The sequence below is a fragment of the Robiginitomaculum antarcticum DSM 21748 genome, assembly GCF_000365025.1.
GTDB classification, from domain to species: Bacteria; Pseudomonadota; Alphaproteobacteria; order Caulobacterales; family Maricaulaceae; genus Robiginitomaculum; species Robiginitomaculum antarcticum.
In genome coordinates, this window is sequence record NZ_KB823011.1 from 567559 (window position 1) to 587994 (window position 20436).

At 50.9% G+C, this 20436-nt stretch carries 17 protein-coding genes; 2 read left to right on the forward strand and 15 right to left on the reverse strand.

Annotation, left to right across the window (positions count from 1 at the left end; all coding sequences use genetic code 11):
* The first annotated feature begins 151 nt into the window (after positions 1–151).
* Positions 152–1564 (forward strand): glutamate--tRNA ligase, encoded by a 1413-nt coding sequence (gene gltX, locus H142_RS0102845; RefSeq protein ID WP_017930587.1) that lies wholly within the window; start codon positions 152–154, stop codon positions 1562–1564.
* Positions 1565–1572: 8 nt separating this feature from the next.
* Entirely contained in the window at positions 1573–2874 is a 1302-nt protein-coding gene (locus tag H142_RS0102850) for a citrate synthase (protein WP_017930588.1), read from the forward strand.
* An 11-nt stretch (positions 2875–2885) separates the two neighbouring features.
* Here H142_RS0102850 and lpxB read toward each other — a convergent pair whose 3' ends face one another.
* From lpxB to dnaE, 15 genes are all read right to left on the reverse strand, one after another.
* Entirely contained in the window at positions 2886–4046 is a 1161-nt protein-coding gene (lpxB, locus tag H142_RS0102855; protein WP_017930589.1) for a lipid-A-disaccharide synthase, read from the reverse strand.
* Positions 4039–4884, reverse strand: coding sequence for an LpxI family protein (locus H142_RS0102860; protein ID WP_017930590.1), 846 nt, complete (start codon positions 4882–4884; stop codon positions 4039–4041). The genes lpxB and H142_RS0102860 overlap by 8 nt, the downstream gene beginning before the upstream one ends.
* Position 4885: 1 nt before the next feature.
* Positions 4886–5677 (reverse strand): acyl-ACP--UDP-N-acetylglucosamine O-acyltransferase, encoded by a 792-nt coding sequence (gene lpxA / locus H142_RS0102865; protein ID WP_026147737.1) that lies wholly within the window; start codon positions 5675–5677, stop codon positions 4886–4888.
* Between the two features lie 14 nt (positions 5678–5691).
* Positions 5692–6156 (reverse strand): 3-hydroxyacyl-ACP dehydratase FabZ family protein, encoded by a 465-nt coding sequence (locus tag H142_RS14095; protein WP_017930592.1) that lies wholly within the window; start codon positions 6154–6156, stop codon positions 5692–5694.
* Entirely contained in the window at positions 6153–7163 is a 1011-nt protein-coding gene (lpxD, locus tag H142_RS0102875) for a UDP-3-O-(3-hydroxymyristoyl)glucosamine N-acyltransferase (protein WP_017930593.1), read from the reverse strand. Before lpxD ends, H142_RS14095 begins: the two co-directional genes overlap by 4 nt.
* Before the next feature lie 41 nt (positions 7164–7204).
* Positions 7205–7777 carry an OmpH family outer membrane protein gene (locus tag H142_RS0102880; protein ID WP_017930594.1) on the reverse strand — a complete coding sequence of 191 codons (573 nt, stop codon included), beginning with the start codon at positions 7775–7777 and terminating at the stop codon, positions 7205–7207.
* A 1-nt stretch (position 7778) separates the two neighbouring features.
* Positions 7779–10223, reverse strand: coding sequence for an outer membrane protein assembly factor BamA (bamA, locus tag H142_RS0102885; RefSeq protein WP_017930595.1), 2445 nt, complete (start codon positions 10221–10223; stop codon positions 7779–7781).
* Positions 10204–11397, reverse strand: a complete 1194-nt coding sequence (locus H142_RS0102890; RefSeq protein ID WP_017930596.1) for a M50 family metallopeptidase — start codon at positions 11395–11397, stop codon at positions 10204–10206. The genes bamA and H142_RS0102890 overlap by 20 nt, the downstream gene beginning before the upstream one ends.
* Positions 11398–11473: 76 nt before the next feature.
* Positions 11474–12295 (reverse strand): phosphatidate cytidylyltransferase, encoded by an 822-nt coding sequence (locus H142_RS0102895; RefSeq protein WP_083898916.1) that lies wholly within the window; start codon positions 12293–12295, stop codon positions 11474–11476.
* A complete protein-coding gene (locus tag H142_RS0102900; RefSeq protein WP_017930598.1) occupies positions 12295–12990 on the reverse strand; it encodes an isoprenyl transferase in 696 nt (231 codons plus the stop codon). Before H142_RS0102900 ends, H142_RS0102895 begins: the two co-directional genes overlap by 1 nt.
* A gap of 36 nt (positions 12991–13026) precedes the next feature.
* On the reverse strand, positions 13027–13587 hold the full coding sequence (gene frr, locus H142_RS0102905) for a ribosome recycling factor (RefSeq protein ID WP_017930599.1): 561 nt from the start codon (positions 13585–13587) through the stop codon (positions 13027–13029).
* A 36-nt stretch (positions 13588–13623) separates the two neighbouring features.
* Entirely contained in the window at positions 13624–14343 is a 720-nt protein-coding gene (gene pyrH, locus H142_RS0102910; RefSeq protein ID WP_026147740.1) for a UMP kinase, read from the reverse strand.
* A 118-nt stretch (positions 14344–14461) separates the two neighbouring features.
* Positions 14462–15388, reverse strand: a complete 927-nt coding sequence (tsf, locus tag H142_RS0102915; protein ID WP_017930601.1) for a translation elongation factor Ts — start codon at positions 15386–15388, stop codon at positions 14462–14464.
* A gap of 97 nt (positions 15389–15485) precedes the next feature.
* Positions 15486–16577, reverse strand: coding sequence for a 30S ribosomal protein S2 (rpsB, locus tag H142_RS14100; RefSeq protein ID WP_051048560.1), 1092 nt, complete (start codon positions 16575–16577; stop codon positions 15486–15488).
* Positions 16578–16746: 169 nt separating this feature from the next.
* Positions 16747–20235: a DNA polymerase III subunit alpha gene (gene dnaE / locus H142_RS0102925; protein WP_017930603.1), complete on the reverse strand. Its 3489-nt coding sequence runs from the start codon at positions 20233–20235 to the stop codon at positions 16747–16749.
* Positions 20236–20436 lie beyond the last annotated feature (201 nt).

Genomic DNA, 20436 nt, shown 5'->3' on the forward strand with positions numbered 1-20436 from the left:
CGCTCGAAAAAGTACTGTTTTACGCAGACTTGCGGTTCGTTGGTTTCATATATGCCGTGTGATTGCTCTATTGCCCGCCCCCCCGCGCATGTTATCAGATGCAGGTTAAGCCTCCCGGCCAAATTTGACCAGACACTGAAAGAGATATTCTATGGCCCGAAAGACGCCGGTTACCCGGTTCGCCCCCTCGCCTACAGGTTTTTTGCACATTGGCGGCGCGCGCACAGCTTTGTTTAATTATCTCTTTGCCCGCCATCACGGAGGCAAATACTTGCTGCGTATCGAGGACACGGACATCGCGCGATCAACGCCTGAGGCGACGCAGGCTATAGTTGACGGTCTGGATTGGCTCGGCCTTAACCCGGACGGCGATATTGTATATCAAAGCCGAAACGCTGACCGCCATGCCCAAATCGCGCATAAATTAGTGAAGCTTGGTCACGCCTATCGATGCTACCTTACGTCGGAACAAGCCGAAGATCAGCGCCGGATTGCGCAAAATGAGGGCCGCGCCTTTCGCTCACCTTACCGAGAAAATGCTCATCCCGATGGAGATGGCGATTATGTTGTGCGGTTCAAAGTTCCAGACGGCCAGACCCGCATTGACGACCTTGTTCAAGGCCATGTGTCTTGGGAGAATTCAGATTTTGACGACCTTGTCCTGCTTCGTGCTGACGGCACGCCGACTTATATGCTGGCCGTCATTGTCGACGACCACGATATGGGCGTGACCCATGTTATTCGCGGCGACGATCATCTGATCAATGCTGCCCGCCAGAAATTAATGATCGAGGCTATGGAATGGGACGTCCCAGACTATGCGCATGTTCCGCTGATACATGGCCCGGATGGAAAGAAATTGTCAAAACGTCATGGCGCACTCGGCGTGGATGCCTATCGCGATATGGGTTATATCGCGCCTGGGCTTCGTAATTATTTGATGAAACTCGGTTGGTCACATGGTGATGACGAGATATTCTCAGACGAAAACGCAATTGCTGCCTTTAATTTATCCGGCATTGTTAAATCCCCGGCACGGCTGGATTTTGACAAAATGGACTATATAAATGGCCAGCATATTCTGCTGATGTCGAATGAGGACCTGCTCGCCGAAGCTCTCCCATTTTTAATTGGCGCCAATGACAGGTCTCTGACAGACGCGGAAACAGTGAGGGTCACGCGGGCAGTAGACGCATTAAAACCGCGCTCTAAAACCCTGAAAGAAATGGCCGAACAAGCGCGATATCTTCTTCTCTCCCGCCCTTTGCAAATAACAGGAAAAACCGCGAAACCTCTAAGGCGCGAGGGCGTTTTGCCGCTTATGCAGGCTTTGACTTTGACGTTGAAATCCTTAGAAGATACCAAATGGACAGCGGATGCTGTTCACATGATTTTAGACCGGTTCGTTTCGGATAATAACATCGGATTTGGTAAAATCGGGCAACCCGTTCGCGCAGCTTTAACTGCAGGGCATCCTTCGCCAGATTTGTCACAGGTGATCTACGCACTGGGACGAGAAGAAACACTGGGCCGTCTCGAAGACGCGCTAAGATATAATTCATAGGATAGATAATGGAAAATTTGATTAAACAGACGGCCACGGCGAAACTTTCACTTGATGGAAAGAATATCGACCTACCGGTCTATTCGGGCAGCCTGGGTGCGCCTGCTATTGATGTCCGCGGCCTCTATAAAACGTCCGGACATTTTACATTTGACCCCGGCTACACCTCTACCTGCTCTACTGAAAGTCAGATTACATTTATTGATGGCGGAAAAGGACAGCTTCTTTATCGCGGTTACCCCATTGAGCAATTGGCTGAGAAATCAACATTTCTAGAAGTCTCATATCTCCTTATTCACGGTGAACTGCCCAATAAAAAACAAAATACCGAATTCACCAACACAATCACGCAGCATACGATGCTGCACGATCAGATTGAGAGCTTCTTTCACGGCTTTCGCCGCGACGCTCATCCTATGGCGATGATGTGCGGTACTGTAGGCGCGCTTTCCGGTTTCTACCATGACGACACGCACACGACCGTCGATGATGCGCGTAATGTGGCGATGCACCGCCTGATTGCAAAGATTCCGACTATTGCCGCACGCGCTTATAAATATTCCATCGGACAGCCGCATGTTTTCCCTGATAATTCCCTGAATTATGCCGAAAACTTTTTGAATATGTGTTTTTCTGTTCCGGCCGCGCCCTATCATGTCAGCCCGACAATTTCGCGTGCCATGGATAAGATTTTCATTCTCCACGCCGATCACGAGCAAAACGCTTCGACGTCGACAGTTCGTCTGGCCGGTTCATCCGGTGCCAATCCTTATGCCTGTATTGCGGCTGGTATAGCCTGTTTGTGGGGTCCGTCCCACGGCGGCGCGAATGAGGCCTGTTTAAATATGCTGCGCGAAATCGGCTCTGTTGACCGTATTCCTGAATTTATTGCCCGCGCTAAAGATAAAAACGACCCCTTCCGACTGATGGGTTTTGGCCACCGCGTTTACAAGAACTTCGATCCCCGGTCCCGCGTGATGCAGAAAGTCGCGCATGAAGTTCTAGATGAACTCGGCATTCGCAATCCTGTCCTAGATGTGGCTAAAGAACTTGAGAAGATCGCGCTTGAAGACGAATACTTTATTGAGAAGAAACTCTATCCGAATGTAGATTTCTATTCCGGTATCGTACTATCCGCTCTGGGATTTCCGACCTCAATGTTCACCGTTTTATTCGCGCTGGCCCGCACTGTCGGCTGGATTTCACAGTGGAATGAAATGTTAGAGGATCCTAGCCAGCGTATCGGGCGTCCGCGCCAGCTTTATACAGGTCCGACTCAGCGCGATTTTGTTCCAATGGAAGAGCGCTAAGACGGAAACCCTCAAGACTGTTTGCGGAATAGATTCAGCAGCGCGCGGGCGGCCTTGTCGCTCGCGCTACCTTGCCCGGCCCGCATCTTTTGCGTGACAGCCAAAAGCGCGTCACGGCGCGATTGCCGAAAATCTTTGTCTTGCAACAGATCAAGCAATGGCGCGCTCAAGGTTTGAGCCTCACAAGCCTCTTGCAAAAACTCCGGCATCAATTCGTCATTCGCGGCCAGATTAACAACCGACACATAATCCGCTTTAAACAGTCGCGATGCGACCAAATATGACAATGTTCCGAGCTTATACCCCACAACCGTCGGTACGCCTGCCATGGCGAGCTGCGTAGTCACAGTTCCTGAACAAGCCAATGCGACATCGCAGGCCGCGAAAGCATCCGCTTTATCACGCTCATCCAGCCATATGACATCTTCAAATACGCCAAGCTTTTGAGTGTGCTCCTGTGTTAATTGCGCTGTGTTCTCGGCCAATGGCGAGATGACATGCAGCTTTGGATATTTGGATTTCAAAAGGGCTAGCGTATCTCCAAAAGGTTTTGCCAGCCTAATAATTTCAGCAGGACGCGAGCCCAGAAGAACGCACAACACCGGATCATCCCCGTCAATTCCCAGCCGCTTCCGAAGCGCTGCGCCGTCACCTGCGCTATAATCGTCATCGAAGACAGGATTACCGACATATGTCACATCGAGTCCTTCGCGCGTGAAATACGGGGCTTCAAAATTATGTATGGTTAGCAAATGGTCGACGCTTCGCGCCAATACTTTGGTGCGGCCTTCACGCATAGCCCAAACCTGAGGTGCCACATATTTAACAATGATTCCGTCATACCCCTGCGATTTTAGACGCTCCGCAACGCGTATCATAAAACCCCAACTATCAATTAAAACAACCATGTCCGCGCCGGACTTGAATATTGTATCCGTCGCTTGTCGCACTAATCGCATGACGGTTCTGTATTTCACCAAACCTTCGAAAATACCGAGAATAGCTAATGGCGCTACATCGATAGGTGAATTTATACCCCGCTCATTCATCTGGGCCCCGCCAATTCCGCTAATTTGGATATACGGTGATTTACCTCGTAGCGAGTCAATGAGAGCCGCGCCAAGGCTATCGCCAGAGCGCTCTGCCGCAACGACATAAATATGCTTAGCCATTGGGCGGCAGACCAATAACAAAAAGGCCGTGACGATTAGCCGAAGCGATAACCCGATCCTTATTTATTACAAAAGCCCGTCCGGCTTCGACCGCTATTCCGGCCAGCCCAGCCACTGCAGCAGCTTCGACAGTAGATACGCCAACTGTCGGTAAATCCATGCGATCATCCTGTCCGGGCTTAATGATCTTGGCCAGAACACCCGAGCGCGAAGTAATAGTCCCTCGCAAGGCTTGGGGCAGCGCAGTTATACGAGAAAGCATTGCATCGGTGCCTTCAGCAGCTTCAACTGCCAGAACAAGTCCGCGAGCAACAATAGCGCCCTGCCCGATATCGAGTCGGCCTATCTCGCGGGCTATATCGCGGGCTATGTCAATATCTGCTAAATGCGGCGCCACCGGTACAACCTTGCCCCAAACTCCTTCGGGGGCAAGTAAGGCGGAACAGAACTGCTGAGGCCCCACAAGTGGCATCCCCTTTGATTCAAAAATTCCGCTCACATGCCGCAGTAAAGCATCATCACCTTTGGCCGCCGCCGCAATAACTCCCGGAAGGTATTTCATACCGCCTAGGTCAGGTCGAAATGTTTTAAAATCCGGCCGAGCCACATTGCCGGCAAAGCAAACCGCGTCTACTTTTTGATGTTCAAGAGTTTTCAGAAGTTTGCCAAAGTCGCCTAAACGAAATGCCTCAGAGTTGGTGGGGAAGTCATCTGGGCTTGCAAAATCATTTAACACTATGGTGAAGACATCTATGCCTTGTGCCATTGCGCCCCTATGCACATTTTTGGGAAGTTCCCCGCCCCCGGCTATGAGACCTATACGCTTTAAGACCGTCATATCATCGGCCTGTATGCGGCATGCAAATACTTCGCTTGTCCTGCGTTTCAATAAATCGCACGATTTCCATAACTTGTGTGTGGTCGGCATATAGCCGCGAACAATCTGCTAAACGCTCTTTAAATGTCCCCTCTTCGGCAAATAGGAGACGATAAGCGCTACGTAAATCAGAAATTGTCTCACGCGGGAAATGGCGGCGTTTAAGACCCACAATATTCAATCCGGCCAGATGAGCATGGTTGCCGATAACTGAACCATAAGGAATGACATCGGTAGTCACCAGCGCCATAGCACCGACAAAAGCATGATCGCCAATTCGGGTAAATTGATGGGCGGCGGATAGCCCCCCCATGATAACACTATTCCCAATTGTGACGCAGCCGCCAATTTGGACGTAGTTTGAAAATGTCACATGATTGCCGAGCCGCGCTTCATGCGCGACATGGGACCCCACCATAAAATAGCAATTATCTCCGGTTACCGTCTCGGGGCGTCCGACATCGGTTCCGGGGTGCACGGTTACGTTTTCACGTAATGTATTATGCTTGCCGAGTTTAATGCTGACACGGCCACCTTTATGTTTAAAATCTTGGGGGGGATGGCCTAAGGATACAAATGGATAGAGCGTACTGCCCTCTCCGACATTTGTGTGACCTGAAATGCTTACGTGACTGATGAGTGTAACATCGTCATTAAGCTGGGCATCAGGACCAATCACACACATCGGACCGATTTTCACATTCGTGCCGAGCTGCGCTTTGGGATCAACAACTGCGGTCGGATGTATAGTCACTGACATAATGCGTCCTAATCAAATTTCATAAGATTTGCGGTAAATGCGACCTGTGCCACACGAGTCTCGCCGACAAATAAATCGCTCTCAAATTTAAATAAAGGTCTACGGGCTTTTGCAATACGAAGCTCTACACGAACTGTATCACCTGGTTTCACCGCCTTTCTGAACTTGGCGGCATCTATTCCGGTGAGCGCAAGAAACTCTATTCCCGCCTCTATGTCGTAGGTTAGATCCATGAGAACAGCGGCACTTTGCGCTGCCGTTTCGGCGAGTAACACGCCCGGCATGAGGGGCATGTCCGGAAAATGACCCGCAAGCACAGGCATTTCCGCCGTGATGTCATGTTCGGTCACAATGCTCTGTTCGCCCAAAGAGAGGACACGAGATAACATCAGCATGGGGGAACGGTGGGGGATTAGAGTTTTAATCACATTCGCGCTAAAAGGGGGTGCGGGCTTGCCGGCGCGCAGGCTCATGACTTTTTGGGCCGGGCCATGCGCGATAATATCGCGATTTCACGCATATGTTGCCGTAAGGGTTTGGCCGGAAAGCCTGACCATACCTCATCTGCTGGTACACTTTTCATCACGCCGGCCATTGCCGCCAATATCACATTATCGCCAATTGTAATATGATCAGCCAGGCCAACGCCTCCACCCATAGCGACACGGTTACCTATCTCGCAGCTCCCGGAAATGCCTGTATGTGCAGCAAACATACAGTCTTCTCCAATTAAGGTATTGTGGCCAATTTGACATAAATTATCGATTTTCGACCGTGCGCCAATCTCCGTCGTGCCGAGCATGCCGCGGTCAATTGTAGTATTATATCCGATCGAGACATAGTCATGGATTTTAACATATCCAATATGATCAATCTCAACATTTCCCGTTGCGTCACGGTCGACACCAAACCCATCACCCCCAATGACCGCTCCGCCATTGATACGGCAATGCTTGCCGATTTCGGCGCATATAACCAGTACGCCAGCGCCGATATGGCTGCCGGCTCCAATTGAGACGCCTGGACCAATAACAGCATTGGGCTGTATCGTGGCATTTTCAGATATGACCGCATCAGGACCGATAACGGCGCCGGGCATGATTTTTGCGGTTTTCGCTATTTTTGCGGATGGAGAGATACGGACGTCTCCGGTCTCAAAGCTCCTGCGGCAATATAGTTTCGAAACACAATGCGCAAAGGCTGCGCGCGGAAAGGGCGTAACGACCGCAATGGCGCCTGCCTCCTGAACAACTTCCACATCCTCAGGCTTACATAAGATTATACCACCCGTTGCAGCTTGAAGATCGCTCTTATATTTTTTCCCGGCGTAATAACTGATCGCGTCAGCACGGCGAACAGACAGAGGCACCACATCAGTTATGGTTTGGTCTGTATTAAAAGAGAGCTGTAAGGCCGTATTTTGCCCAATTTGCGACAAACGCACTGACCCTTGATAGTCATAATAGCGCTTGTCGACCATAATATCTCCGCAGCAATGAGAGGCGTGATTCGCCCCGTTGCTTATGATTTACGCGGAAGACGCTCGCGTGTCACGGGCACGGTGCGCATTTCTTGGTCAAGACGACGAATGACATCGGCTGTAATATCCACAGTTGGCGCACCGTAAATAACCATTGAGCGGTCAACAACAATCTGCGCGCCGCGTTCAGAAACGACGGCCTCAAGAATTTTAGCGAGCTTTTCGTTGACCTTCGCAGCCGCTTTTTTCTGTGTTACCACGAATTCTTGCTGTTTATACTGTTTCTCAACCTGTGACTTACCTACTTTTTCCTGCAAATCCGAGGCGCGTTGCGCGAGATCGGGACGGGCGCGAAGCTGCTCAGCTGTCATGCCGCTCATTGAAGCCCGAAGGTTATCCAGTTCAGACTTTATCGGCGCTTCAGCCTGCTGCATTTCACTGTCCATCTGCGTGCCAATGGCTTTCATTTGGTTAGTGATGTGCTTGCCGACATTGGAATCACGCATAACGCGCGACTGGTCGACAACGAGAACGGACTGTGCATTCGCGACAGCGGCAAAAAAGGCGGTCGCTATTGTGATAAGAGCGATGCGGGAAAATTGACGTATAAACATATTAGAACCTTGTTCGGGTGTTAAACTGGAACGACTTCGTACGGTCGTACTCTTCACGAGCGAGCGGTTGAGCTAAATCAAACCGGATGGGGCCAAATGGACTGTCCCAGAAAACACTTATGCCAACGACAGCACGAAGAGATAGATCATCAACCACCAAAGTTGTGGTTCCTGTTGTTGGGTCCGGGTCTTGTCCCGATACCGGATCCGAAAATTTGAACTCATCATCCAGAAGGCCGACAGTGCCCGCCTCCGCAAAGAGTGAGCCCAGAATGCCATATTGCTCCGGCAATCCAAGCGGAAAACTCACCTCTGCTGCACCAATGGCATAGAAGTTACCGCCCAGCGCATTGCCTTTGGTTATGACTTCGCCGGTCGCGTCATCCACCTGAATAACACGCGGGCCTAGACCCGCCGTATCGAATCCGCGGAAGCTGTTTGCGCCTTTAAAGAAGCGGTCATTAAGCTGTACCGAATCATCGCCATAGCCTTGCGTATAACCGGCAGATATGCGGCCTGAGGCAATGACATTCTTGAAAATGCCGTAATAAGTATTGCCGTTCAGTTCAGTCCGTAAATATTTTGCGTCGCCGCCAACGCCGGCAAAATCCTGTGACAAGCGCAAATCAAACCCGCGTGTCGGCTCAATCGGGTCGTTACGACGGTCCCATGAGAATGTATATCCCAGCGCGGATGTCAGGCGTCCGCCCTCTTGCGCGCAGAGACTGGCCGTCTGTGGATCAAACGCCACTGCGGGGTCGTTACAATTGATATTGGGAATTTGAATTTCTTCTTGCCGCAAAGCATAACGGCCTTGAAGGGCTGTAAACTCGGTGACAGGGAAGCCGATCGTCAAGGCGCCGCCTGTACGTTGCGAGCGAAACCCTGCTTCTTCAAGAAAGTCGTTAGTCACGTCGAAGATTTCGATACCGGCGGCCAAATTACGCCCCAAAAAGCGCGGCTCTGTGAAACGCAGGTCAATTTCTTGACGGTTTGAACTCGCCCGGATTACAAAACGGAGTAATTGTCCGCGGCCTCGTAAATTGCGCTGGGTAATAGACAGGTCAACCAGAAAGGCGTCAGCAGATGAGAAGCCGGCAGAGAAGGATAGCTCGCCGGTGGGAACTTCTTTGACTTTGACCTCGACAATTGCGCGGTCGGGTTGGCTACCCTGGCGTTCGGTGATTTCAACGCCGTCTTTAGACTCAAAAAACCGTAGTGCTCGCACCCTGTTGCGGGAGCGGTCAAGCAGCACTTTGTTAAAGGCGTCGCCTTCAACCAATTCCAATTCGCGGCGGATAACATAGTCAAGAGTCTGGGTATTCCCGATAATATCAATTCGCTCAATATAAACCCGGGGGCCCTCTTCGATTACAAATGTAATATCAGCTGTATTTGTTTCGCGGTCATATTTCACACGGGGCTGGATATCAACAAAAGCGTAACCCGCCGCGCCTGCGGCAAATGTAAGGTTTTCAATCGTCGATTCTATCTTTGAACTCTCGTAAATCTCACCGGTTTTAATGGGAATTAGCGCTAACAAAATATCTTTATCCAGCGTTTCAAGCTCAGTGCTGACGTCAATTTCACCCCAGCGATATTCAGCGCCCTCGTCAACGCTCATCGTAATATAAAAGTCTTCCTGATCCGGCGTGAGTTCAGCCGTAGCGGATGTAACGCGGAAGTCGGCGAAACCGCGATCTGTGTAGAATTTACGCAATTGTTCGCGGTCATATTCCAGACGGTTTGGATCGTAATTGTCGTTAGAAGAGAAAAACCGGTACCAAGTAGACTCTTCGGTTACCATTTCAGATTTTAGGCGGCGATCAGAGAATTCCCGGTTACCGAGGATATTAATGCGCTTCACACCTGTTGTGGGGCCTTCGTCAATTTCAAAAATGAGATCAACGCGATTCTGCGGTTGCTGAACAACTTTGGGCGTGACGTCAGCGGCAAAGCGGCCCGACACACGGTATAGCTCAATAATACGCTGAACATCGGCCTGTGCTCTTGCCCGTGTAAAGACAGAGCGCGGCTTAGCTTCGACTTCATCAGTAATCTTATCACTCTTTATAGATTTATTGCCCTCGAGAATCACGCGGTTGATAATTGGGTTTTCAATCACACGGATGATGACATCGCCGCCGTTAGGCTCGATGAGGACATCCGCGAACAGACCTGTTGCAAACAGCGTTTTGACGGACATATCGATGCGGCGCGGATCAAAGCGGTCACCCGGTGCAAAGAGAAGATAGGAGGCTATCGTATTGGCTTCGATACGTTGATTTCCAACTACCGATACGGTTTTGATGAGCTCTACTTGCACAGGCGCTGCAGGCACTGTCGCCTCTTGAGCATGAAGCGCCGGCGCGATGATAAAACACGTCATCGTCGTGGCAAAGACAGCACAAAACTGACGGGCGGAATTAAAAGAGGCTGCGAACATATCCGATGTCATTCCACGTCAAAATTACAAACAAGCCTAAAATTAAGGCAAAACCCATACGAAAGCCGATTTCCTGTGTCTTTTGACTTAAAGGACGTCCAGCAACGGCTTCATAGCCATAGAAGAGTAAATGTCCACCGTCGAGCACTGGAATCGGCATTAAATTTGCGACACCTAACCCTATAGAGAAAGCTCCCGCAAGGTAAATAAGCGCCTGAATGACACCACTTATGCGCTCTGACACCGGTCGGTCGCTTTGCGCGCCATCCGTTGCCGTTTTGCCGGTCATAGCGGCAATACGGACGATTCCGCCCAGCTGTTTACCGCTTTCCTGTCCGGTAAAAATACGTTTGATGTAGGTTCCGGTATGGCCGATAACACTGCCGACTTCTTTAGTGCCCTCCACCATGGCGCCGGGCAGACTGTATGTGGTGATAATTTTATGCTCATCTATGCGAGATGGTGCAATGCCAAGACGCCCTTTTTCTGCGTCACCGCCGACAAAGTCTTTGCCATCAATGCGCAATAGCCGCACTTCAATTTGTTTAATCTCGCCATTTCTCTTCACGTCCATTACAATATCCGTGTCCGCATGCAGAGCAATTAAAGGTAGAAGCTTGTTCTGCGTCGCAGCAGGCTGGCCATTAAATGTAAGAATTAAGTCCCCGGGTAAAAAGCCGGCCGCCTCTGCAGCCTCTCCAGGGACAAGGTCAGCGACATAGCTGTGATAATCCGTTCTTCCGTTCATTAAAATAAACCCTGTGAAGATTACAGCTGCGAGGATGAAATTCGCTATTGGCCCGGCCAAAACGACGAGGACGCGTTGCCATAACGGTTTAAAGTGAAACACTTTACCCGATGTCTCCTCACCGTATTTTTGGTCTATATCAGATTTGATTTGCGCGAGCTGCTCGGCGTCGGGATTACTCGCCGCGCCTGAATCGCCGAGAAATTTGACATAACCTCCCAGCGGTATGGCCGCTATGACCCACTCTGTTCCGGATTTCGCGCGACGGCGCCAGAGCGGTTTGCCAAACCCTATGGAAAAACGCTCGACGGCAATGCCGAACATGCGCGCGACACTGTAATGTCCGAGCTCGTGGAAAAAGACGAGACTTGAAATCACAATGAAAAAGGCGGCAGCGCCAAGCAGGATAAGCAGTATCAAGGTCATATAGGCCGATCATCTCCGGAACGTCTATGGCTTCACTGCCACAGTCGCCATGGTGAAAAAACTTAAAATTACACTGCTATACGGCCCACAGCGCCGGAATCAGCAGCAGCACGACGGCAAATATGCTCATCGCCGCCATAAGCGCATCCAGTCGGTCTAATAGACCGCCATGTCCCGGCAGAAGTTGCCCTGTATCTTTGACATTGAGGCGACGTTTTAGTCCGCTTTCAAAAAAATCTCCCACAACGGAGATTATACTAATCGGAGGCGCGAGGAGCAGGCCCCATATAATAGGCTTCCCAAATATGGCCATGGATACCATTCCGACAATGCAGGCAAAAATCAGTCCGCTAAAAAAGCCTGACCACGTCTTATTTGGCGATAATTTCGGCGCTATTTTCGGGCCGCGCAGTTTTGACCCCCCCAAATATGCTCCGACATCAGCGGCCACTACGACCAAGACAACAAAGAGGAACCGCTGAAAAGCGGGGGAAGTAAATCCGGCTGCATCGCTGCGCACAAATTGTGTCGCAAGTACAGGTAAGGCAATGTATAAAAGACCGAAGACGGACCAGATGACGCCGGATCGACGAAAGCGTTCGACCCCCGCTATAAGAGCGCTGATAAAAACGAGTCCTATAGCCCACAAACCAAATCCAGCCACTAACAGGATAAGTGCGCCAATGAGCGACACGGTAGGAATAACAAAAGCTATCCCCGGGGCGCCCGGGTCAGACATACGCACAAATTCATAGGATAATCTTACCCCGAGAAGCGCGGTCATAGCGGCAAATATCCATCCACCAAAATAAGAAAACGGAATAATAATAGCGGTGAGAAAAAGAGCAGTAAAAATCCGGCTGGATAAATCCTTATATGGAGGCCGTTTGGCGATGATTAGGCCACATCCGCAGTATCAAGACCGCCATAACGGCGGTTACGCGCAAAATAGCTCTCAATAGCCGCCTCGAGATCAGATTTTTTAAAGTCGGGCCATAAAACATCGGTAAACATGAGTTCCGCATAGGCCGCTTGCCACAAAAGAAAATTGCTAATCCTGTACTCCCCGCTCGTGCGGATGACGAGGTCAGGCTCCGGTAAATCTGCGGTATCTAAAAGCTGTTCGAATTTAGCCTCATCAAGATCATCTGGCAAAATCCCGGTCTTAATTGCCATGCGGCAGGCCCGCAATATTTCGTCGCGACCCCCGTAATTAAACGCAATATTCAGCGAGAATGCGGTATTTTCACGGGTACGCGTTTCAACATGATTGATCACCCTTAAGATATCGTCGGGCAAGCCGTCTTGCCGGCCAATGATTCGCACGCGCACATTATTGCAGTGAAGCTCCTCAAGATCATCTTCGACATAGCGTTTGAGGAGGTCAAACAGAGCCCGGATTTCAGTACGAGGTCTATTCCAATTTTCAGTTGAGAAACTGTATAATGTCAAATACTTGACGCCAATATCTCTTGCGTCCTGTACAATACGGCGAACCGTCTTTACGCCTTCATGATGTCCAAATAAACGGGGCCTGCGGCGAGCTTGCGCCCAGCGGCCATTCCCATCCATGATAATGGCGATATGTGGCATAGGGCCTGGGGAATGCGGGTGAGCTTTCACGTCAGCTTAGACCTGCATGATCTCTGCAGTTTTCACGGCCAGATAGTCATCGATACGTTTTACACAATCATCTGTAGCCGATTGCACATCTTTTTCGAATGCTTTTTGCTCATCCTCGCCAATGTCACTATCTTTTTCCATACGCTTAAGCGTATCCATGCCGTCGCGACGTACATTACGCACGGAAATCTTAGCTGTTTCAGCATAGGTTCCGGCAACTTTCGACAGATCCCGGCGACGCTCTTCGGTCAAGGCCGGCATCGGAATCCGGATAAGCTGCCCGTCCGTCATCGGGTTAATACCCAAATTGCTTTCACGCAAGGCCCGCTCAACAGCGCCGAGCTGATTCTTGTCCCAGACTTGTACAGTCAACATACGCGGCTCCGGCACACTAATCGCGCCAACCTGTTTGATAGGTACGCGCGAGCCGTAAGCCTCAATCGTAATCGCATCCAGCAAAGCGGTATGAGCCCGCCCTGTACGCAGGCCCGAAAATTCCTGCTTGAGCGCCGTTATGGCGCCTTCCATGCGGCGTTTGATGTCGCCTAAATCAAAACTGTTTGACATTGTTTACTCCTTGACGGTTCGCGCCATAGCCGGGCTTTATGTCCGGATTATGGTGCAGATACCCTCACCTTTCATCACATTTTCAAAACTGTCAGGCTTGTGTATCGAAAAGACAATTATGGGGATATTATTCTCTTTCATCAAGGTCACAGCTGAACTATCCATAACTTTCAGTTCTTTGGCAATCACATCCATATGTGTCAGCGTATCATAACGTTTTGCGTCCGGATTTTCCTTTGGATCGCTATCATAAACGCCGTCAACCTGCGTGCCTTTCAGAAGTGCGTCGCAGTCCATCTCGGCCGCGCGCAAAGCTGCCGCTGTGTCAGTGGTAAAATAAGGATTGCCGGTTCCGGCTGCAAAAATTACGACGCGCCCTTTTTCAAGGTGCCGTACAGCGCGGCGGCGAATATAGGGTTCACACACTGTGGTCATGGGTATTGCGGACATGACGCGCGTTGTAACCCCGATACGCTCTAGAGCACTTTGCATCGCCAAAGCATTCATGACTGTGGCCAGCATGCCCATATAGTCAGCGGTTGAGCGCTCTATTCCTGATGCGGCCGCAGACAAACCGCGAAATATGTTGCCGCCGCCAATGACGAGACAGACCTGCAGGCCGCCATCATGAGCCTTTTTGACCTCATTCGCGACCTTATTGGTCATCGCAACATCGATACCGTATGCTTTGTCACCCATAAGGGCTTCGCCCGACACCTTGAGCAAAACGCGGCTATATTTAATTTTTTCGGCCATAAAAAATCCCCGGACGCGGTCACCCTTAACTGGAAAAACCGAGTCATTTCGGGGACTCATACAATAAACTTGCCGCTGCGCCAAAGAATTGCGGCGCAGCGGCTGATTTTATTTGGATTTAGTCATTACCGCGCGTAGCGGCAACTTCTGCGGCGAAGTCTTCCTGAACTTTTTCAATGCCTTCGCCGAGTTGCATACGGGAAAAACCTGTCAGTTTGATCGGCGTTCCCAATGTTTTGGCTTCAGTTTCAACCACCTGCTCAATTGTATTTTCACCGTCCATGACGAAGATTTGTTGCATAAGCACGGATTCTTTGAAGAATTTCTGCATACGGCCATCAACCATTTTCTCGATAATGGCTTCGGGCTTACCGGACTCACGCGCTTCCGCGATCAGAGCGTTGCGCTCTTTTTCAACATCGGCTGGATCAAGGCTATCAACGTCAAGCGCAAGCGGCGCAGTCGCCGCAACATGCATGGCAATTTTCTTGCCAAGAGCTTCGAGAGCGTCTTTATCGCCTGAGCTTTCCAGGGCAACCAAAACACCGATTTTACCAAGGTTATCAGCAACAGCATTATGCATATAGGTCGTGACGACACCTTGGCTAACCGACAAGAGAGTCGTGCGGCGCAAACCCATATTCTCGCCTATTTTGGCAACAAGTGTCACTAGGAAATCTGTAACGGACTGACCGGTCTTGGTCTCCATCTGAGCCAATTTAGCCGTGTCGCCTTCAGCGTCCAAGGACAAATCCGCAATGTGACGAACAGCGGTTTGAAACTCGTCATTACGTGACACGAAATCAGTTTCAGAGTTGACTTCGGTAAGTGTTCCGGTTGTCCCATTCGTGGTCGCAGCGACAAGGCCTTCTGCAGCAACGCGGCTGGATTTCTTGTCAGCTTTGGCAATACCCTTGGTACGCAGCCAATCGGCCGCAGCTTCAAGATCTCCGCCGGTTTCGTTCAATGCTTTTTTGCAATCCATCATACCTGCGGATGTTTTCTCACGCAGTTCTTTGACCATAGCGGCCGTAATCTGAGCCATTTTGCTCTCCTTCAATAAGGGTTTTGCCCCGTATATAGGGGCGAAATTAAAAGATGAAATGCCGGCGCGGTCTATGACGCGCCGGCACTAAACAACTTTATGCGCGTGCAGCGTCGCTTTTTGCGCGTGGCGGCTTACCAGCGACAAGCTCTTTGGCTTGCTCAATCCACTCACCGGAGACGATCTTCCCGCCCAAACCAAGATCTTCATCAAGTTTATTGGCTGTGGCTTCTTCCAAATCGGCAATGGATTTGAAGGTCGTATAACCGGCTTCTTCAAGCTTGCTCTTATAGGTCGGACCAACACCATCAATCAGTGAAATATCGTCGGCGGGTTTTTCAGCTTTCTTGGCTTTTGGAGCTTCAGCTTTTGGCGTTTCAGTTTTGGCCGATGCTTTTACAGGCTCTTCTTTAGCCGGCGCGGCCATAGCGGCCTCGTCAGCGGCAGACAGTTCTACAGGATTAGCCGATGCACCGAGATCAATACCGCGGCCGGCTGCGCTATCGGCCATGCCGTCAAGAATAGCGTCCGCCATCAGATCGCAATACAAACCGATTGCGCGTGCTGCATCATCATTGCCCGGAATTGGGAAGTCAGCATTATCCGGATCACAGTTGGAGTCCAAAATAGCGATAACAGGAATGCCTAATGTACGGGCTTCTTTGATCGCAATGCTTTCTTTATTGGTGTCGATCACAAACATCAGATCCGGAATTCCGCCCATGTCTTTGATCCCGCCAAGAGCGCGGTCAAGCTTATCGCGCTCGCGCGTCAGGTTCAGCAACTCTTTCTTGGTCAGGCCGGTATCAACTTCACCTTCAAACTTTGTTTCAAGCTCGCGCAGGCGCGAAATGGAACGCGATATTGTTGTCCAGTTCGTCATCATGCCGCCAAGCCAGCGGTGATTGACATAGTACTGCGCGCAGCGTTTAGCGCTATCGGCAACGATATCGGATGCGGCGCGCTTCGTGCCGACAAACATAATACGGCCACCGGACGCAGCAACATCACGGGCCTGAACCAGAGCCTGATGAAGCAAAGGTACGGTTTGTGATAAATCAAGGATATGGATGTTAGAACGGTCGCCAAAAATATAGGGCGCCATTTTTGGATTCCAGCGATGTGTCTGGTGACCAAAGTGAACGCCAGCTTCGAGCAATTGACGCATAGAAAATTCGGGTAGTGCCATGAGATATTCTCCTTCTCCGGTTTGGCTAACGCAGGCTTGCAAGTTTTCACTCACCGGACCGACAACTTCTATGTAAAATGAAGCCGCCGCACCCACGCGTAAGATTTGAGCGGCCCGCATAGCAAAATTACGGCGCTATGCAAGCCTGAAATCATAATTAATAGCAGTATTAAAGCGCCGCCATCGTCTCAATGCGCGACACGCCGGGTACGCTTTTAAGACTCGCCAAAAACCGTTTATCCATGGAGACGCGGTCCGCCAGTTTAATCTCATATTCTCGCAGATTACCCAGCGGTGCAATAATATGCATGTCCCCGTAATATCGCGCCGGCGCATCAGCCAAACTGTCTATACGGGATTTCAGGGCTGAAAGCGCCTCGGCTGTATCAATATAGATTGTGACGCCGCGTGGCGGCTGCTCGCTTGTTTTACTTTTGGCCGGACCGCTTGCGCCGGACAGAATATCAACGCTATTGGTGTAAAGCTTGATCTCTCCGTCGCGGTCTTCGATCTTGACCGCAATATCGAGCAATGTTCCCGATTGCATAATGTCGCGCTTTGCTGTCAGCAGATCCGCATTGACCAATGTTTCATAAGCTCCGGAGGGATCGGACATTTCTAGAAATGCAAAACGCTTTGATGAACGCTGGCTCATCCTCTCAACCCGCTTGTGAAGTACGCCGGCCATACGCACAGCGCGTTTGCCGGATTTAAAAGCCGTTTCGAGATCACAGGCCAGCGTATGGCTATGCTCAAGACGCTCAGCAAAACCTTCTAAAGGATGTCCGGAAAGATAAAAACCAACAGCTGATAATTCTTCATCAAGCGAACGCACATCATCCCAGGGCGGAGCGGATGTCAGCTCTTTTTCGACCATAATCTGCTCATCCGCACCGCCGAAGAGGCTGACCTGCGCAGAGCTGCGCTCTTCACTGGCGCGCGCGCCGATAGCTTGCAAATCAGCGGCAGAGGCCAAAAGCATGGCCCGGTTACCTTCAAGCGCGTCAAATGCGCCTGCGCGGGCCAAATTTTCCAGCGCGCGTTTATTGACAATGCGCGTGTCAACGCGGCGTACAAAATCATAAATATCAGTAAACGCCCCGCCCTCCTCGCGCACTTTAACGACATGCTGCATAGCGGCAACGCCCACATTTTTTAGAGCGCCGAGCGCGTAAAGAATTTTGCCTTCGCGTACTTCGAAATCCGCAAAGCTCTGATTCACATCCGGCGCGACGACATCAAGTTCTAATCGTTTGGCCTCAGCGTAGAATTGCGCCAGTTTATCCGTATTGGCGATATCAAGCGCCATGGTCGCGGCCAAAAATTCGACCGGATGATGCGCTTTCAGATAGGCTGTCCGGAAAGAAATCATGGCATAGGCGGCCGCGTGGGATTTATTAAACCCATAACCGGCAAACTCATTCACGAGATCAAAAATCTCATTGGCCAGACGGCGGTCAACATCATTCTTGGCCGCACCCTCAATAAAGCGAGAGCGCTGCCGATCCATCTCGGCCTGGTCTTTTTTACCCATAGCCCGGCGCAGCAAATCCGCCTCGCCAAGAGAAAAACCGGACAGCACCTGCGCGATTTGCATCACCTGTTCTTGGTAGATGATAATGCCGTAGGTTTCTTCAAGGATATCCTTGAGCATGGGGTGCGGATATTCGATATCCACGCGACCGAATTTACGGTCAATATAGGTATCGATATTCTTCATCGGCCCGGGACGATAAAGCGAGATAAGCGCCGTCAGCTCTTCAATTGTGCCGGGCCGCATTTTGCGCAAAACGTCGCGCATACCCGAACTTTCCAGTTGGAACACACCATCAGACGCCCCTTCGGCCAACGGTTCATAGGCGCGCTTGTCCGTAACGCTGACGCGGTCAAGATCAATGGGCCGCCCTTGCGCGGCCAGATATTTCAGAGCTTTATCAATAACTGTGAGCGTTTTAAGACCCAGAAAGTCAAATTTGACCAGACCGGCTTTTTCAACCCATTTCATATTGAATTGCGTCGCGGGAATATCAGAGCGCGGATCACGGTAGAGCGGCACAAGTTCTGTCAGCGGCCGATCGCCAATAACAACGCCCGCAGCATGGGTCGACGCATTTCGGTAAAGACCTTCAAGCTCCAACGCAAAATCCAGAAGCTGACGCACAGCCGGCTCCGTATCGCGCTGCTCACGAAGTCGCGGTTCCATAGCAATTGCTTGGCGTAATGTGACGGGATTAGCGGGATTAGCCGGAACCATTTTGGCCAGACGGTCCACCTGCCCCAGCGGCATTTGAAGCACGCGGCCGACATCACGCACGACCGCACGGGCCTGTAACGTACCGAAGGTGATAATATGGGCAACTTGGTCTTTGCCATATTTGCGCTGAACATATTGAATGACTTCGCTGCGCCGCTCCTGACAGAAATCAATATCGAAATCGGGCATGGAGACCCGCTCTGGATTGAGAAAGCGCTCAAACAGCAAACCGTAACGTAACGGGTCCAGATCGGTAATGAGCAGCGACCACGCCACAACAGAGCCCGCGCCGGAACCCCGACCCGGCCCTACCGGAATGCCCTGCTCTTTGGCCCAGCGGATAAAATCCGAAACGATCAGAAAATAACCCGGAAACCCCATTTGCGCGATCACATCAAGTTCGAAATCCAGACGTTCACGATAGGCGGGCTCATCCGCTGACATCTCATCGAGAGAGCGTAGCATGTCCAGACGCGCGGTCAGACCGTCATGGGCCTGCGCGCGCAATATATCGGTTTCACTCGTATTCTCATCACCAAAACCCGGCAGGATGGGGGCGCGCTTGGGCGATGCATAGGCGCAGCGCGTGGCAATATCGATTGTGGCGTTCAGTGCTTCGGGCAAATCTTCGAACAATTTGACCATCATTTCGGGCGATTTTAAAAAATGCTCGGATGTCACTTTGCGCCGGTCTTTTTCCAGAACGTAACTTCCTTCGGATATAGCCAGTAATGCGTCATGGGCCGCATGCATAGAGCGGTCTTCGAAAAACGGCTCATTAGTGGCAACAATAGCAATGCCGCGCCCGTAAGCCTGCTCCAGCAGCCAGCTTTCAGTTTGCGCTTCATTCGGCTCGTCATGACGCTGCAATTCGATATATAAGCGGTCACCGTATATTGACGCTAATTTGGACAGCCAAGCTTGCGCCTCTTCAAAACGCCCTTGACGCACAAACCGATCCAGCGCGCCGTCATAACCCCCGGTCAGCACAATCACGCCCTCGCTGCGCGCCTCTAATGTACTGGCCAGAATATGCGGCATATCCGTGGCTGACACATCAAGATAGGCTGCAGAAGACAATGCCATAAGATGGCCGTAACCGGTTTCGTTTTGCGCTAGCAAAACCAGTGTTCCATCCGGGTCGCGGCGGGTTTGACCGGGCTGCCCCGGCAGTTCTAAATCAATAGATAATGTACAGCCAATAATGGGTTGTACGCCGCGCTCTTTGAGGGTCTCGCTAAATTCCAGCGCCCCGCACATATTGTTACTGTCCGTTAAACCGATAGCCGGCATGCGGTGGTCATAACACCATTTGGCAAGCGCCTTGAGCGTGACTGCGCCCTCAAGCAAAGAATAAGGCGAGCGCGCGCGCAAATGTATAAAGTCAGGCTCACGCTGTGCCATTATCCGCTCCGATGGGGTAAACTAACCCCCGATGATCATCATCCAAACAGTCATAACCGTAATAAAGCCCGCGACAACCATTCCTGTCGACAAATCCACAACCAACTGTTTCATAACTCACTCCCATTTTTATGTTCTTGTTACGTTCGGATTATATATTCCCCTTTTGTTCTTTTCGTCAAGTCTAAAACGAATCAGTGC